Origin of the sequence: Amycolatopsis xylanica (genome assembly GCF_900107045.1) — a bacterium.
GTDB lineage: Bacteria > Actinomycetota > Actinomycetes > Mycobacteriales > Pseudonocardiaceae > Amycolatopsis > Amycolatopsis xylanica.
The window spans coordinates 229,181-244,828 of the sequence record NZ_FNON01000010.1 but is presented as its reverse complement, the minus strand read 5'-3'; the positions used below and the strand labels follow the sequence as shown (position 1 = coordinate 244,828).

The window sequence follows — 15,648 nt, the reverse complement described above, 5'->3', positions numbered from 1 at the left end:
CAATTGTCGCCAAGGTCAAGTAAAGAAAGCAGCCAAACGGGTTAACCAGGAGGAGACATCACCCACACTGGGATGAACCGGACAAAATACGACAGGTTTTCCACTGGCGTGTAACCCAGATCACCGATGGAGCCCGAACTGCAATTTGCACTACCTCGGCCGAATGGGCGAGCTATTTGATGCCCGCGTCCTTGACCGCGGTCAGCCGGTATTGGGTCCCGTTGTGAATGACGACGATGGTCGCTTCCTTCACGTCCGGTCCGGCGACGGCCTGGAAGCCCGAGCGGCCGGTCGAAGAGTAGATGAACGCGTTGACGTCGGGCCTGGGCAGGCCGACCGTTCCCCCGCCGACGACCACGCCGTCCGGTGAGACCATGAGCACGCACTTGGCCTGCTCACCCTTGATCATGGCCCAGCCGTTGATCTGCTTGTCACCGGCGATCGGGGCGGTGTCCACCGCGCCCGCGGTGTTGTTGCCGCCGTCCGGACCGGGCAGCCCGGTGGTCTTCGAGAGGTCGAGTTTCGAGCCGAGCTCGGGGCCGCCGGCGCCGCAGCCGAGCGTGAAGTCGTCGTTGAACGGGTAGATCTTCATCGTGCGTTCCTGCTCGAGGAAGTCCGAGGAGGCCCACATCTGCCCGATGACCGTCTTGGCTCCGGTCAGCATCGCGACCGCGAACACCGGCTGGTAGGCGTACCGCTCGCGGGTTCGCCCGGCGGCCGTGTTGCCGACGGCGAAGACGGTGAGCGCGATGATCAGGGACAACGCGACGGGGCGTGTCCGGATCGCGCGGGGGCCGCGGGTGATGAGCAAGACGACCAACGCGCAGACGCCCAGCAGCGCGATGCCGACGTAACGCAGCTCAAGGCCTTCCGAAGCCTTGAAACCGCCACGGCTCAGGCCGATCATGGCGCTGTTGAGCAAGATCTGCGTGGCGAGGCCGAACCAGCCCGCCACCTCGCCGAGCGGCGCGGGTGCCTTGTCGAGGCTGTGAAGGTCCGGCTCGGCCGGAGGACTGCTCAACCGCTCGCGGATGGCGGGGCCTGCCAGCACGGCCAGCAGGCCGATGGTCATCGCGCCCGCCAGATACGCCAGATCGGGTGAGCCGAGCGACCAAACCTGGCCGAGTGCGCTGGTCATCGCGCCGAGATAGGTGTCGGCGCCGACGACACTGGGCTTGGGGAAGGCGGGCGGCCACGGGGCGAGGCGCCACACAGCGAAAACGAGCAGGCCGAACCCGAGCGGAGTGGCGATCTTCCATTTCGGGTCGCGGCGGAGCCAGAAGACGACGGCCAGTGCGATCCACACCGGGAAGGCGACACCATGGCCGAGGCTGCCGAACGCGGCGAGCAGCACGGCCGGGATGAGCCGCCCGCGGTGCGCGCAGGCCAGCGCGGCAACCGCGGGCGCCAAGCCGAGCAGCCATTGCACGCCCATCATGCCGTCGCCGAAGTACTCGGTGGTCGCCGAAGAGAAGACGAGGGCGGACAGGCCGGCGAGCACGCCCAGCCTGCGCAGGCCGCCGAATCTCGGCGGCAGCATGCTCACGAGCGAAGCGAACATGCCGAGCGCGAGCACCCAGCTGAACAGGCCGAGCGGCGTCGACGAGCCGTCGAACAGCTTCGCGTCCAGCCAGAAAACGATGCCGACCAGCACGATCGGGTGCTCGTGATACAGATGCAGCAGCTTGTCGAGTTCGAGAGTGCCGTTCTGGTTGGCCGTCAGGCCCAGCACGGACCAATAGTCCCTGGTCGGCAATCGCGGTGCGCGGAGGATCTCGGCCAGCGTGAGCAGGATGGGCAGGGCGACAAGGGCCCACATCGCCCACTTGGGCGCGGACGCCACAAGTCGTTGACGAACACCGGGCGCCGGCTTCGGCGTCTCCGGCACATCGAGCACGAGCTGATCGCCGTGCTGAGAGATCTCAGACATCCCCACCCCTTTGAGCTGCGGCTTACAAACTACCTAACGCGCAGGTGAGAGGTCTCCGAAGGCACCTGCTTGCGGTCTAGACCTGTCCGACCGGGTCGGCTACTTTGGGGAAGATCGCAGTGACAACTGCGCCAGGAGCGGGACGGTCAGCGTGCGTCGGGGGACGCCCACGTCCCGCCTTCACCAGGGGGATTCACCGTGTCCAAGACACCCCTGCGCGGGGTGACGCGGCTCTTCGCCGTGGTCGCCGCCGCGCTGACCATCGGTGCGCTCGTCAGCCCGGTCGCGAGCGCCGTGCCCATCAAGCTCGTGCTCACGGCCTCGGTCGCCGACGAAACCAGGCTCGTCGACAAGCCCTTCGAGATCACACTGACGGTCACCAACAAGACCGACCAGGCGATGAACGGGGTCAAGGCCAACATTTCGAAGGTTTCGGGGTCATCGGTCAGCGTCACTGACTGGAATGGCCTGGCGAACACGAAGCCGGGCGACCCCGGGGTCACCATCGACGCGGGCGCCACGCGAACTTTTACCCTCGTCGCGAAGATCTATACCTGGAATGGCACGCCTCGAGTGCAGTTCAAAGCCACCATCTCGACGTTCGACCAGCAGCCGGCCGACCTGACGATTCCGTTCGTCGACCCGACCACGACGAGCGGGAACATCACCGGAGTCGTCTACGGCGACAGCAATGGGAATGGGGAGTTCGACGAGGGCGAAGGGCTCGCCGACGCGAAGGTCGGCGTTTTCGCGCCGGATGAGCAGCAGACGGTCACGGACTCGGACGGGTGGTTCACCTTCACCGACGTGCCCGCTCGGCGTTACTCGCTGTCCGTGCGAGATGTGCCTGGCGGCTGGGTGCTGACCAATGGCTACTTCTACGCCGATGTGGACGGTGATGAGGACGCGGACGTCAACATCCGGACAGTACGGCCGCTCTCGGACCGGCTGCGAGTCGAGGCTTCGATGGATCGCGATGTTTACGAGCCCGGCGACGCTGCTCATGTCAGCTTCACTCTCACCAACACCGGCGATGCGCCGCTGACCGGTATCGAAGGCTGGTGTGATCGCGTTGGTGACAGCCAGAATCACATCGCGGGCTGGAAGTCGTGGTCTGACCTGGTCTACCCGGCGAAGGTTGACCTCGCTCCCGGTGAAAGTCGCACCTTCACCGAGGTCGGCACGGTCCCGCAGGTCTCGAACCAGTACGGCGGATTCTTCGTGGCATGTGATTTCGGGCCTGAAGGTGGCGAGGAAGACGGGTTCCCCGCCATTACCTTGTGGGGCAAGGTGCCCGGTGCTCCCGGCGACACCAGCGGGTGGATCTACCACGACGACAATCACAATTCGCAGCAGGAGCCCGGTGAGGCCATCGCCGACACCGCGGTCGAACTGGTCAACGACGCCGATGAGGTCGTCGCGACCGGGACGACCGACGCCGACGGCCACATCGCATTTGCCGCTGTGGCGGCTGGGCGGTACAAGCTGGTCGTCGACGGCTGGGTTCCCGAATACGCGGATGGCTTCCAGATTCAGGCGGGCACTTGCCAAAGCTGCGCCTGGGAATGGTCGCTGGTCTACAAAGCAGCCTGACAAAGTCGCGGCCCGGCGAATCGCCGGGCCGCGGTTCAGGAAGCCGCGTTGAGCACGGCTTCGGTCACGCGGTCGCGCCAGGCCGAGTCGACGCGGCCCGTGCGCGGGGCGATCGCGAACGAGTCGACGACCGCGCCGCCGAGTGTGGCCGCCTTGGCCCAGCGGACCTCGGCCTCGCAGCGGCGCAGGGCGCCCGCGACGCGGAAGAGGAGGCCGATGCGGTCGGCCGCGCGCAGTTCCAAGACCACTGTGTCCGAGCCGCTGGTCTCGTCGTCGAACCACAGGACCTTGGCCGGGGCGGGCTCCTGAGGAGTCGCGTAGTCGCGTTCCTTGGCCGCGATCCGTTGGGTCAAGGGCAAAGTGCCCGCGACCGCGCGAGCGAACTGCTCCCGCAGGAGCGTTGTGTCCGGGAGGGAGCCGAACTTCGGGGATGCGGTGAAGACGCCCGCGCGGCCGCCGTCGTGGCTGCGGAGGATCGCCGTGTGGACCTCGAGGGAGTGCAACGCCAACACTCCCGCCGCGGGGGCGAGGAGTTCGCTGCGGCCGGGGACCGCCAAGACGACCGTGACGACCTTGCCCTCGGCGGAGATCTGGACTTCGCCGTGGCCCGAGGAGACCGCCTTGGCTACTAGGTCGCGCTGCTGGTCGGTCAGGGGGTCGGGGACGCTCAAACCCTTGCCGTGCATGGCGTGTGAGCAGCTGGAGACCAGGTCAGCCAGCAGGCGGGCCTTCCAATCCGTCCAGACGCCGGGGCCGGTGGCGAGGGAATCCGCGGTCGTCAAGGCGTGCAGCAACTCGAGCAGGATCGGGTCGTTGTCGAGGGTCTTGACGATGCGGGTGACCGTGGCCGGGTCCGAGATGTCGCGGCGGGTCGCGGTGTGGGGTAACAGCAAATGGTGTCGGACCATTGCGGACACCAAGGCCGCGTCCTCTGTGGACAGACCGAGCCGGGCAGCCACTTGAAGGGAGATGGCCGCGCCGAGTTCGGAATGGTCGGCTTCGCGGCCCTTGCCGATGTCGTGGAGCAGGGCTCCGATCAACAGCAGGTCCGGTCGGGACACCGTGGTGGTCAAGCGGGATGCCTCGACGGCTGCCCGGACCAGGTGCCGGTCGACCGTCCAGGAATGGACCGGTGAGCGGGGTGGGAGGTCGCGAACGGCTCCCCATTCGGGGAACAGGCGGGCCCACAGACCGGTGCGGTCCAAGGCTTCGACCGCGTCGACCAGGCCTTCGCCGGCGCCAAGCAGCTCGACCAGTGAGTTGCGGGCGTCGGCGGGCCAAGGGGCTCGGAGTTCGGGGGCCGAGTCGGCCAAGGTGCGGAGGGTGCCGTGGGAAATGGGCTTGCCGGTGCGGGCCGAGGCCGCGGCGACGCGGAGCAACAAGGCTGGGTCTTTGGCCGGGACGACGTCTCGGGCGAGGGCCACCTCGTTGCCGTGGAGGACCACGCCTTCGTCCAACGGGGTTCGGGCGGGGCGGCGGCCGAAGCGGGACCTGGGGGCTTCCTCCGTCGACCTCAAGGCGACGTCGACCGCGTAGCCGACCGCGCGGCCGGCGCCAGAAAGCTTTCGGGCCAAGGAAAAGCGGTCGCCGAGGTCCAATTCGGACGCTACGAGGTCGGCTTCCGCGGCTCCGAGGATGTCGCGGTCGCGGCGGAGCTCGCGGCGCATCTCGGTGCGGACGTCGAGCAGTAACTCCTTGGCGGCGCGGAGTTCTTCGCTGAGGCGGTCGGTCAGCTGGGCCAGAGCCAATGCTTCGAGCACGCCGATGTCGCGGAGGCCTCCCCTGCCGTACTTGAGGTCGGGCTCCGCGGACTGGGCGATCTCGCCGCTGCGCTGCCAGCGCAGGCGGATCGATTCCGCCAAGGAGGGTAAGACTTTGCGGGCCGTGCGGCGCCATTGGTCGCGGGCCGCCGACGCGAGACGATCGGTCAACCCCGCGTCGCCCGCTATGTGGCGGGCGTCCAACAACCCCACTGCGGTGCGCAGGTCTTCGGAGGCGACTTTCAGTGCTTCGCCGGGGGTTCTGACCGAGTGGTCGAGGCCGACGCGCGCGTCCCACAGTGGGTACCAGAGCGCGTCGGCCACCTTGGCCACGTCGGGGTTTCCGTTGTGCAGCAAGACCAAGTCAAGGTCTGAGAAGGGTACTAACTCTCGTCTGCCGAGACCGCCGACGGCGACCAGCGCGACACCCGGTTCCGCGGTGTCGACGCCGGCCGCCGTGGCGCCCTTGCTCAGCCAGAACTCGTAAAGGTCGACCAGGGCGGCGCGCAGTGCCGCCGCGCCCAGTCGTCCGTGCCTGCCCTCGAGCAGCCGCTCGGTGGCCTTGACCAGCTCTCCCCCGTCGACCACGGCTACAGTGCGTCCGTCCCGCGTTCGCCGGTCCGGACCCTGATCACCGTGTCGACCGGGGTCACCCACAGCTTCCCGTCGCCGATCTTGCCGGTGTGCGCGGCCGTGATGATCGCGTCCAGCACCTTCTCGACGTTGGTGTCGTCCGTGACGACCTCGATGCGGAGCTTGGCCACGAAGTCGACCGAGTACTCGGCGCCGCGGTAGACCTCGGTGTGGCCCTTCTGCCTGCCGTAGCCCTGCACTTCGCTGACCGTCATGCCCAGCACGCCGAGCTGCTCCAGCGCCGAGCGGATGTCGTCGAGTGTGAACGGCTTGACGATGGCGGTGATGAGCTTCACGCCTTGCTCCCCTCAAGAGAAACGGACTTGACCGGAATAGTGCTCGGCGTGCTGTGGCCGCCGCCACCCGAGCCGGTGAAGTCGTAGGCGCTTTCCGCGTGCAGCGCCTCGTCGAGGCCGTTGACCTCGTCCTCGACGCTGACCCGGAAGGCGCCGATCTTCTTGAGCACCCAGCCGATGATGAAGGTGAGCACGAAGGAGTACGCGAGCACCGCGCCCGCCGCGAGCGCCTGCTTACCGAGCTGGTCGAGACCGCCGCCGTAGAACAGGCCGTCCGCGCCGAGCGAGTTGACCTTCTTGGTGGCGAAAAGACCGATGAGCAGCGTGCCGACGATGCCGCCGACCAGGTGGACGCCGACGACGTCGAGCGAGTCGTCGAAGCCGAAGCGGAACTTGAGGCTGACCGCCAGCGCGCAGAGCACACCGGCGACGAGGCCGATGACGATCGACCCGATCGGCGTGACGAAACCGCAGGCCGGGGTGATCGCGACCAGGCCGGCGACGGCACCGGACGCGGCGCCGAGGGTGGTCGGCTTGCCGAACTTCAGCTGCTCGATGATCAGCCAGCCGAGCACGGCGGCGGCGGTGGCCACGGTGGTGTTGGTGAACGCGACGGCGGCGAGGTCGTTGGCGGCCAGCGCCGAGCCGGCGTTGAAGCCGTACCAGCCGAACCACAGCAGGCTCGCGCCCAGCAGGACGAACGGGACGTTGTGCGGGCGCCCGGTGTCCTTCGGCCAGCCCTTGCGCTTGCCGACGACGATGGCCAGCGCCAGACCGGCCGCACCGGCGTTGATGTGGACCGCGGTGCCACCGGCGAAGTCGAGTGCCTTGAGGTTGTTGGCGATCCAGCCGCCGACCGCGTCGGCGCCGACGAAACCGTTGAACGAGAACACCCAGTGCGCCACCGGGAAGTACACGATGGTCACCCAGATGACGACGAACAGCACCCAGCCCCAGAACTTCACCCGGTCGGCGATGGCGCCGGAGATGAGGGCGGGGGTGATGATCGCGAACATCAGCTGGAACATCACGAAGGCCAGGATCGGCAGGCCGTCGGCGCCGGGCCACGGCACCTCGGGCGCCGAGTCGGTGGCGGCGGTGACGAACCCGGCGAGCTTGCCGAAGGTGTTGCTCAGCCCGGCGAAGTCGAAGTTGCCGAGCAGGCCGCCGAACGCGTCGTTGCCGAACGACATGGTGAAGCCGTACAGCACCCACAGCACGCCGACCACGGCCAGCGCGATGAAGTTCATCATCAGCATGTTCAGAACGCTCTTCACGCGGACCATGCCGCCGTAGAAGAACGCCAGTCCCGGTGTCATGAGCATGACCAGCGCGGCGCTGGCCAACACCCAAGCGGTGTCTCCTGCGTTCAGCACATCGTCCTCCTGTGCGCGGATTTCATTGGGGCGCAGTTTTGGCCCGTGGTGTTTCGCGGGGCGGCGTCAGAGGTTTCGCGGGAGTGAACTGTGGGTGCGGGGTTGTTACGGGCAGGTTTCCTGCCACCCGGGTGGGAATGTCCGCCTCCGTAACCTCGTGGTCGAATAGCGACATGACCAGCACCGGGCACGGCAATCACTTACCGCCACCAGCCGTCCTCGATGTTCTCTTGTGCTCTGTTTGCGGTAACCCGCTCGTCTTAACGCAGCGCACCCTGCGTTGCGACCGGGGTCACTCGTTCGACGTAGCCAAACAGGGTTACGTGAACCTTTTGCATGCGCGAATACCGGCGGGCACGGCCGACACCCCGGACATGGTCGCGGCGCGCGTGGCGTTCCTCGGCAGCGGTGTTTACGCGCCGCTCGCCGACGAGCTCGCCAGGCACGCGACCGAGGGACTGATCGTCGACGCTGGCGCGGGCACCGGCTACTACCTCGCGCGCGTGCTCGACGCCGCCCCCTCGGCCCACGGGCTCGCGCTGGACGTATCGGCCGTCGCGTTGCGGCGCGCCGCCCGCGCGCACGAGCGGCTGGGTGCGGCCGTGTGGAACCTCTGGGAGCCTTGGCCGGTGGCTTCCGCTTCGGCTTCGCTCGTGCTCAACGTGTTCGCCCCGCGCAACGGGCCCGAGTTCCACCGGGTGCTGCGGCCCGGCGGGAAGCTCGTGGTCGCCGTGCCGAACCCCGGGCACCTCGCCGAGCTGCGGGACCTGATCGTGTCGGTCGACGAGCGCAAGGAAGAACGCCTCGACGCCACGCTGGCGGAGTACGTCACGCTCAAGTCCCGCACCGAGCTCACGCGCCGGGTCACGCTGAGCCCCGAGCAGATCCGCCAGGTCGTCGGCATGGGCCCGAGCGCGCACCACCTGCACAAGGACGGCCGGGCGGGCCAGCTCGACGCGATCACCGAGCCCGTCGAGGTGACCACCTCGTTCACCGTCTCGGCCTACCGGCGATGACCCCGGCGACGCTGCTCACCGACGCGACCTGGGTGCGGGCGCGGATCGGCGGCGCGGCGAAGCTGTACGGCTGCGCGCCGCCGCTGGTGCTCGGCACCGTCTGGTGGTACTCGCTGTCGTCCGTGCTCATCGGCCCCGTGGTGGAGGCGCTGGTCCGCGACGGCGTCGCGGCCGATCCCGCGCTGGACGCCGTCGAGCTGGACATGCTGGCCGACGGCCGGTTCCGCGGCGCGCACGCGACCAGGACGCTGCCGGGTGATCTCGAGACGGTCGGCGCGGCGATGGCCGAGGCGTACGAGCCGGTGATCGCGACGATCTCCGAGGTCAGCGGCGCGCGGGTGCCCGCGCTGCGTGCCATCGCGACGGACTCGGTCGGCAACCGTCTGCTGTGGACGGTGGACCCCGAGCGCGCGCTGACGCTGGCCGAGCCGCTGGTCGCGGCCATCGGGCACGGCTGGCCGAAGCCGCGGTTCGTCCGGGTCGGGCGCACTCCGGTGGTCCGGCGTGCGTCGTGCTGCCTGATCTACGAGACCGCGAACGCACCGAAGTGCACGAGCTGCCCTCGCCAGCGCCCCGAGGAGCGCGAGCGCCGCTTGCGAACGGGATAAAGCGGGCTTTATGCCGTCTTGGCATAAAGCCCGCTTTATCCCGTTCCTAACCTCCGAACTCGTTGTCGGCCGTGTTCAGGAGCCAGCCGCCGAGGTGCGAGCCGTTGGGCGCCAGTAGCGAGGCCGTGAACGTCGCGCCGGTCTGTTTCAGCATCCCGACGCCCCAGGGGCTGGTCAGCAGGATCTCGGCGCGGTGGTCGCCGTCGAAGTCGGCGACCGAGCCGAAGTGGTTGTCGGCCGTGTTCAAGAGCCAGTCGCCGAAGCGCGACCCGTTCGGCGCCATCGACGGCACGGTCAGCGCCCCGCCGATCTGCTTCAAAATCCCTACGCCCCAAGGGCTTTTGACGAGGATCTCCACGCGCGTGTCGGCGTCGAAGTCGCCGACGGGGCCGAACTCGTTGTCGGCCGTGTTCAGCAGCCAGCCGCCGAACCGCACGCCGTTGGGCGCCATCACGGGCGCACTCAGCGTGCCACCCGACAGCTTGAGGATGCCGATACCCCAGGGACTGGTCACCAGGATCTCGTCGTGCCCGTCGCCATCGAAGTCGCCGACCGGCCCGAACCGGTTGTCGGCGGTGTTCAACAGCCACTGCCCGAAACGGGAGCCGTTCGGCGCCATCATCGACACGGTCAGCGAGGGGCCGGACTGCTTCAGGATGCCGATACCCCAGGGGCTGGTCACCAGGATCTCGTCGCGGCCGTCCCCGTCGAAATCCCCGACCGGCCCGAAGTGATTGTCGGCGGTGTTGAGCAGCCACTGACCGAAACGCGTGCCGTTCGGCGCGAGCATCGAGCTGGTCATGCTGGTGCCGGACTGCTTCAGCACGCCCAAGCCCCAAGGACTCCGCACCAGCAGCTCGCCGCGCCGGTCCCCGTCGAAGTCCCCGGCGGGCCCGAACTCGTCGTCGGCCGTGTTCAGCAGCCACTGCCCCAGCCGTGTCCCGTTGCCCGCCATCGCCGACGTGACCGCCGTGCCGCCGAGCACCTTGACCACGCCGAGACCCCACGGGCTGGTCACCACGACCTCGGACCGCCCGTCCCCGTCGAAATCGGCGAGCGGGTCGAGCCGGTTGTCCGCGGTGTTGAGCAGCCATTGGCCGAAGCGGGTGCCGTTCGGCGCCAGCATCGGCGCGGTCAGCGAGCCGCCGGACTGCTTGAGCACGCCCATCCCCCACGGGCTCGTCACGACGATCTCCGCGCGGCCGTCGCCGTCGACGTCACCGACGCGGATCGACGGCCGGGTCGCCGCCGGGATCAGCTCCCGCAGGTCGGGCCGGGTGCCGATGCGCTGGGTGGCGGGCCTGCCCGGCGCGTCCCGCTGCGGCGAACCGGTCGCGCGCAGGAGCGCCCGCGCGCGACTCGGTGTGAGGCGCAGCGGGCCGCGGCCGTGGAAGATACCCTGGAGACAGGCAAGCGCGCCGACGACGATCGGTGACGCGCTCGACGTCCCGGCGAAAGTGTTGGTGTACCAGAGGTCCTGGCTGGTTCCGCCTTGCAGATCGCCGTAGCCGGTCGACGTGACCTCGCGGCCCCAGCCCTGCGCGTCGACGCGCGCGCCGTAGTTGGAGAAGTCGAGCCGCGAACGGTCCGGGCCCCAGTCCGCGCCGTGCGTGCCTTGCGGCGGGGCGCCCGCGCCGACCACGATCGCGCCGGAGGACGGGTTCGCCGCGTTGAACGGGTTACGCCAAGTGCTCGGGAATCCGGCGGGCGGCCGATCGTAAACGGCGTCGTCGAGGTTCTGGAATCCGTTTCCCGCCGCTTCGACCACGATGACGCCTTTCGCGATCGCATAGCGAATGGCGGCGAAATCGTCCGGCCACCATTCGATCGCGATATAGCCGCGCTGGCCCTGCTCGGGATCGGGCGTGTTCGGACCGGGACGGTGGATCTCCAGCAGGAGAAGGTCACCGGGCCCGAGCTTGTCCGCGGCCGCGCGGATGGCCTTCGCGGTGGACTGGTCGTGGAAGCTCGACCCGGCCACCCAGGCGTCGGAGGCGATGCCGGTCACGCCGAGGCCGTTGCGGTCGCCGCTGATCACGCCGAGCACGGCCGTGCCGTGGTCGATGCTGCGCTGATCGGCCGAAGCGGTCCCGGCGAGCACGCCGCCCTGGCCCTGCCCGAGGTCCTCGTGGGTGAACCGCCAGGCCCATTCGCAGTCGACGACGCGGACTCCCCGGCCGCGCCCGCCGTCGATCGTCCAGGCGTACCGCGCGTCGATCCCGCCGGGCGCGGGGTCCAGATACCCTTGGAGCGTACTGAAATCCGGGGTGACGGCGGGTGGATCGTCGGTGCGCGGCACCATCGTGTTGAGCGTGGGTTCGACCGCGGTCGACGGTGGCGCCCCATCCGGTTTGACGTACGCGCCGTCGACGAGATCTTCCGCTCGGAGCACGGCAGCCAGGTCGTCGAGCACGGCGTCTTCGGCCTCGACCCGATAATACGTGGCGAGATCGGGCACCTCGGTGTTCTGCAATGCGACGATGCCGGCGCGTAGTCGTTCCTCGCTGAGCCCGAACAGCGGCGTCAGCCGGGCGCCGTGCCTGGCCAGTGCCGAAGACAACGAGCCGATGTCGGCGTCAGCGGCCGAGGCCAATCCGGCGGCCCGGGCGCGGAGTTCGGCGTCCGGTCTGGTGACGACGATCAGTTCTCGAGCCATTTTGGGTCCTTCCCCTCGCGCACACCCAAAGTCGCTCTACGCTCCTCCGCACTTTTGGCGCTTCAAAGCCGCCATTCGTGCGCACATGATCGGCGCGGGGTCGGAAAAGGACTCGTGAGTGGTACGGCCGGTTAGAACCGGCCGTGCCACTCACGAGTCCTAGGACAGCGGGTTGTACTTGACGGCGCTCAGGCAGCTCTTCAGCAGCTCCGAGCCCTCGAAGTTGCCGACCTCCACGCGGGCCATGAAGATGCCCGCGTCATCGTTGGCGCTGGTGTTCCAGATGTCGCCGTCGCCCTTGCCGCCGTACACCTCGTGCCAGGGCCACGGGTTGCGAACGCCGCCGGTGTCGTAGGTGATCAGGCGGACACCCGGGTGGTGGCCGTCGGCCTTCTCGTCGTACACGCTCAGGTGCAGCCCGCTGATCGACCAGGGGCTGCTGAAAGTGCCGTCCCAGGCGCCCAGCGCACCGCCGTCCGAGGTGGTGCACTTGCTGCCGACCGCGGCGGCGGAAGCGGGGCTCGCGGTGAACGGGATGAGCACCGCCGCGACGGCGAAGGCCGCTGCGACGGTCAGGCTACGGATTCTCATGAGGCCGCACCCTACAAAGGGGCCAGCGTTCATGATCATGGTTTCGGCGGTGGCCGAAGCTACGAATGCTCGAAGCGATGTTTGACCGTCGCGCGGCCCGATTCCGTTAGCCCGCCCCACAAGCGCAGCCTGGCCAGGCCACCGTCGGGGTAGATGTCGAGCCGGGCGTCGGTCACCTCGGGCGAGTCGAGCAGCGCGAACCGGTGCCGCGTGTCCGGCTGCAGGCGCGTGCGGGGCAGCAGCTCGAACCACCGCTCGCCGCCGTCGGCCGACCCGCTCAGCGAAGCCCAGCCCGGCGCGTTGCCCTTGAGGTGCGTGGTGTCGAGTTCGGCGAACCGGATGGTGCCCGCGCCCGCGAGCTTCAGCGTCACCCAGTCGTTGCCGTCGCCGCGGCGGCGTGACGTTTCCCAGCCCTCGGCCTGGTTCGCGGCCAGTCCTGGCGCGAGCAGGTTGTTCGGCGACGAGTAGAACATGTTGCTGCAGCCGGTGATCGACGCGCCGTTCTCCAGCGCGGCGAGGTCGAGCGCGTCGAAGTCGACCTGGCGCGGATCGGCGATCGGGGTGCCGTGCACACGCAGCCTGGCGACGCCGCCGTCGGGGTACATGGTGAGCCGGACATGGGTGTACCGCTTGGCGTTGGCGACCGGGAAGAAGTTCTCCTGGTCGCCGTTGACCGCCGAACGCGCGACGATCGGCTCCCAGTCGGTCAGCTCGCCGGGGCTGGGGTAGCCGTCGACCGCGCAGGCCTCGACCGAGATGTACGGCGGATAGTTGCCCTTGAAGAACGCCGTGTCGACGATGACGCCCGAGACCCGGCCGGGCAGGCCGAGGCGCACGATCGCCATGTCGTCACCGGCTTCGCGGCGGCGGCGCGTCTCCCAGCCGTCGTAAAGCTGGCCACGCGGGCCGAAGGTCTCCGGCCGGTGCGTCGGCGCCCAGCCGTTGATGAGGTTTTCCTTCTCCGCGAACAACTCGTCGGTCGCCCACATGACCGTGCCGCCGAAACGCCTCGACGCCAAGTCCGGTTTGGACGTCCACTGCGGACGTTCGATCATCGTCATTCCCCTCTGCTCAGCAAGCGGCCCAGAGCCCGCGCGCCGGTGACCTCCGTGCCGCGCAGCCAGGTCGAGCGCACCACACCGGCGAGCGTCCGGCCATGGTAGGCGCTGACCTTGTTGCGGTGCTGGAGTTTCCGGGCGTCCACCTGGAACGACTCGTCCGGCGCGAACACGCAGAAGTCCGCGTCGCAGCCGACCTCGATCCGTCCCTTGTGGACCAGGCCGACGTGCTCGGCCGGTCGCTGCGCCATCCAGCGCACGACGTCGGTCAGCGCGAATCCGCGATGCCGTGCTTGCGTCCAGACTGCGGGCAGGCCGAGCTGCAGGCTCGCAATGCCGCCCCAGGCTTCGCCGAAATCCCCGCTGTCGAAGCGTTTCAGCTCGGCCGTGCACGGTGAATGGTCGCTGACGATGTAATCGATCACGCCGTCGGCGAGCCCGCGCCACAGCAGCTCGCGGTTCTCCGCCTCGCGGATCGGCGGGCAGCATTTGAACTGCGTCGCGCCGTCGAGGATCTCCTCGGCGGTGAAGCTCAGGTAGTGCGGGCAGGTCTCGACGGTCACCGGCACGCCGTCCCGTTTCGCGCTGGCGATCATCGGCAGCGCGTCCGACGACGACAGATGCAGGATGTGCACGCGCGCGCCGGTCCGCCTGGCCAGCTCGATGACCCGCGCGATCGCCATGTTCTCCGCGCCGCGTGGCCGTGAGTGCAGGAAGTCGTCGTACTTGGCGCCGTGCGGCTGGGGCGCGTGCTCGATCGAGTCGGAGTCCTCGGCGTGCACGATCATCATCGCGCCGAACCCCTTCAGCTCCCGCAGGTCTTCTTCGAGCTCCGGGTCGCTCAGCGGCGGGAACTCGTCGACACCGGAGTGCAGCAGGAAGCACTTGAAGCCGTACACGCCCGCCTCGTGCAGTCCGCGCAGGTCAGCGCGGTTGCCGGGGATCGCGCCGCCCCAGAAGCCGACGTCGATGTGCACACGGCCCTCGGCCGTCTTGCGCTTGACGTCGAGCGCCGCGACGTCGACGGTCGGCGGGAGGCTGTTGAGCGGCATGTCGACCAGCGTCGTGACGCCGCCGGCCGCCGCGGCGCGGGTGGCCGTGTCGAAGCCCTCCCATTCGCTGCGGCCGGGGTCGTTGACGTGCACGTGGGTGTCGACGAGACCGGGCAGCAGCACCGAGTCGTCGGCGAGCTCGATGACCCGGTCACCGGTCAGCCAGTCGTCGATCGCGACGATCCGGCCGTCCTCGACGCCGACGCAGGCGGGCCGTTCCCCCTCGGGCGTGATGACCCGCCGGGCCTTGAAAACCAGCTTCACGCCGCTCCCATCCAGCCGAACGAATCGGCGCTGTGACCGATCGGGTGATATTCGACGCCAACGTAACCGTCGTAGCCCGCCTCGGACAATTTCCGCAGGTGGCCCGCGATGTCCAGGGAGCCGGTGCCGGGCTGGTGACGGCCGGGCGCGTCGGCGATCTGGACGTGCCCGATGCGGTCGAGCTTGACGACTTCGTCGAGGTCGTCGCCGTTGACCGCGAGGTGGTAGAGGTCGGCGAGCAGCAGCACGTCGTCGCGGCCGAGCTTGTCGAGCACGCGCAGCGCGTCGGCCGAGGTCAGCAGCGGGTACCTCTCGACAGCCGAAAGTGGCTCCAGTGCGAGCCGCCCGCCGATCCGAGCGACCTTCGACGCCATGGCGTCCAGTGTGGACAGTGCGTGCTCGTCCTGCCTGGCGGGATCGAGACCGTCGATCCGCAGGCCGTACAAGGGATTGAACGTCCGGCAGCCCAGCCGCTCGGCGATCCCGATGGCGACGTCGACGTTGTCGGCCAGCTCGGTCTCGCGGCCGGGCGTCGAGACCAGCCCCCGCTCACCGGCGGCGAGGTCGCCGCCGTAGAAGTTCAGCAACGCCAGCCGCAGCCCCGCGTCCTCGACCGCGCGGACGAACCGGTCCACTTCGGCGTCCGGCGGCACCGCCACGTCGAACGGCCACCAGAACTCGGCGGCGTCGAAACCGGCGGCCCGTGCCGCGGCCGGCCGGTCGAGCAGCGGCAGCTCGGTGAAGAGGATCGACAGGTTGACGTCGTAATCCATGCGTCGACGCTACCCGAGCGGACGGGCTGGGCGTGTCTCTTG

General features: G+C 68.9%; 12 protein-coding genes. 3 read left to right on the top strand and 9 right to left on the bottom strand.

Going from position 1 to position 15,648, the window contains the following annotated elements; genetic code table 11:
* Window positions 1-172 precede the first annotated feature (172 nt).
* Window positions 173-1,930, bottom strand: a complete 1,758-nt coding sequence (locus BLV57_RS36235; protein ID WP_143047235.1) for a hypothetical protein — start codon at window positions 1,928-1,930, stop codon at window positions 173-175.
* 198 nt (window positions 1,931-2,128) lie between these two features.
* Here BLV57_RS36235 and BLV57_RS36230 point away from each other — a divergent pair, with 198 nt between their 5' ends.
* Window positions 2,129-3,523, top strand: a complete 1,395-nt coding sequence (locus BLV57_RS36230) for an SdrD B-like domain-containing protein (RefSeq protein WP_143047234.1) — start codon at window positions 2,129-2,131, stop codon at window positions 3,521-3,523.
* Window positions 3,524-3,558: 35 nt separating this feature from the next.
* Here BLV57_RS36230 and BLV57_RS36225 read toward each other — a convergent pair whose 3' ends face one another.
* From BLV57_RS36225 to BLV57_RS36215, 3 genes are read right to left on the bottom strand one after another with little or no spacing between them, the layout of a single operon-like run.
* Window positions 3,559-5,871: a [protein-PII] uridylyltransferase gene (locus BLV57_RS36225; RefSeq protein ID WP_091297361.1), complete on the bottom strand. Its 2,313-nt coding sequence runs from the start codon at window positions 5,869-5,871 to the stop codon at window positions 3,559-3,561.
* 2 nt (window positions 5,872-5,873) lie between these two features.
* Complete coding sequence (locus BLV57_RS36220; protein WP_091297359.1) at window positions 5,874-6,212, bottom strand: P-II family nitrogen regulator; 339 nt, start codon at window positions 6,210-6,212, stop codon at window positions 5,874-5,876.
* On the bottom strand, window positions 6,209-7,588 hold the full coding sequence (locus BLV57_RS36215; protein ID WP_176968958.1) for an ammonium transporter: 1,380 nt from the start codon (window positions 7,586-7,588) through the stop codon (window positions 6,209-6,211). Before BLV57_RS36215 ends, BLV57_RS36220 begins: the two co-directional genes overlap by 4 nt.
* Before the next feature lie 173 nt (window positions 7,589-7,761).
* Here BLV57_RS36215 and BLV57_RS36210 point away from each other — a divergent pair, with 173 nt between their 5' ends.
* Window positions 7,762-8,604 carry a putative RNA methyltransferase gene (locus BLV57_RS36210; protein WP_091297358.1) on the top strand — a complete coding sequence of 281 codons (843 nt, stop codon included), beginning with the start codon at window positions 7,762-7,764 and terminating at the stop codon, window positions 8,602-8,604.
* Complete coding sequence (locus BLV57_RS36205) at window positions 8,601-9,212, top strand: (2Fe-2S)-binding protein (RefSeq protein ID WP_091297355.1); 612 nt, start codon at window positions 8,601-8,603, stop codon at window positions 9,210-9,212. Before BLV57_RS36210 ends, BLV57_RS36205 begins: the two co-directional genes overlap by 4 nt.
* Before the next feature lie 46 nt (window positions 9,213-9,258).
* Here BLV57_RS36205 and BLV57_RS36200 read toward each other — a convergent pair whose 3' ends face one another.
* The 5 genes from BLV57_RS36200 to BLV57_RS36180 form a co-directional block, all read right to left on the bottom strand.
* The gene (locus BLV57_RS36200) at window positions 9,259-11,868 is read right to left on the bottom strand and encodes an FG-GAP-like repeat-containing protein (RefSeq protein ID WP_091297354.1); all 2,610 of its coding nucleotides are present in this window, start codon (window positions 11,866-11,868) and stop codon (window positions 9,259-9,261) included.
* Window positions 11,869-12,027: 159 nt separating this feature from the next.
* Window positions 12,028-12,459 (bottom strand): hypothetical protein, encoded by a 432-nt coding sequence (locus tag BLV57_RS36195; RefSeq protein ID WP_091297351.1) that lies wholly within the window; start codon window positions 12,457-12,459, stop codon window positions 12,028-12,030.
* 59 nt (window positions 12,460-12,518) lie between these two features.
* Complete coding sequence (gene alc / locus BLV57_RS36190; RefSeq protein ID WP_091297349.1) at window positions 12,519-13,514, bottom strand: allantoicase; 996 nt, start codon at window positions 13,512-13,514, stop codon at window positions 12,519-12,521.
* 2 nt (window positions 13,515-13,516) lie between these two features.
* On the bottom strand, window positions 13,517-14,833 hold the full coding sequence (gene allB / locus BLV57_RS36185; RefSeq protein WP_091297347.1) for an allantoinase AllB: 1,317 nt from the start codon (window positions 14,831-14,833) through the stop codon (window positions 13,517-13,519).
* A complete protein-coding gene (locus BLV57_RS36180) occupies window positions 14,830-15,606 on the bottom strand; it encodes a hydroxypyruvate isomerase family protein (protein ID WP_091297346.1) in 777 nt (258 codons plus the stop codon). Before BLV57_RS36180 ends, allB begins: the two co-directional genes overlap by 4 nt.
* Between the last annotated feature and the right edge of the window lie 42 nt (window positions 15,607-15,648).

What these genes read in the sequence shown, in the direction of transcription:
- BLV57_RS36200 (WP_091297354.1), bottom strand. Translation starts at nt 11,868, where the DNA reads ATGGCTCGAGAACTGATCGTCGTCACCAGACCGGACGCCGAACTCCGC.
- BLV57_RS36235 (WP_143047235.1), bottom strand. Translation starts at nt 1,930, where the DNA reads ATGTCTGAGATCTCTCAGCACGGCGATCAGCTCGTGCTCGATGTGCCG.
- BLV57_RS36195 (WP_091297351.1), bottom strand. Translation starts at nt 12,459, where the DNA reads ATGAGAATCCGTAGCCTGACCGTCGCAGCGGCCTTCGCCGTCGCGGCG.
- BLV57_RS36205 (WP_091297355.1), top strand. Translation starts at nt 8,601, where the DNA reads ATGACCCCGGCGACGCTGCTCACCGACGCGACCTGGGTGCGGGCGCGG.
- BLV57_RS36180 (WP_091297346.1), bottom strand. Translation starts at nt 15,606, where the DNA reads ATGGATTACGACGTCAACCTGTCGATCCTCTTCACCGAGCTGCCGCTG.
- BLV57_RS36210 (WP_091297358.1), top strand. Translation starts at nt 7,762, where the DNA reads ATGACCAGCACCGGGCACGGCAATCACTTACCGCCACCAGCCGTCCTC.
- alc (WP_091297349.1), bottom strand. Translation starts at nt 13,514, where the DNA reads ATGATCGAACGTCCGCAGTGGACGTCCAAACCGGACTTGGCGTCGAGG.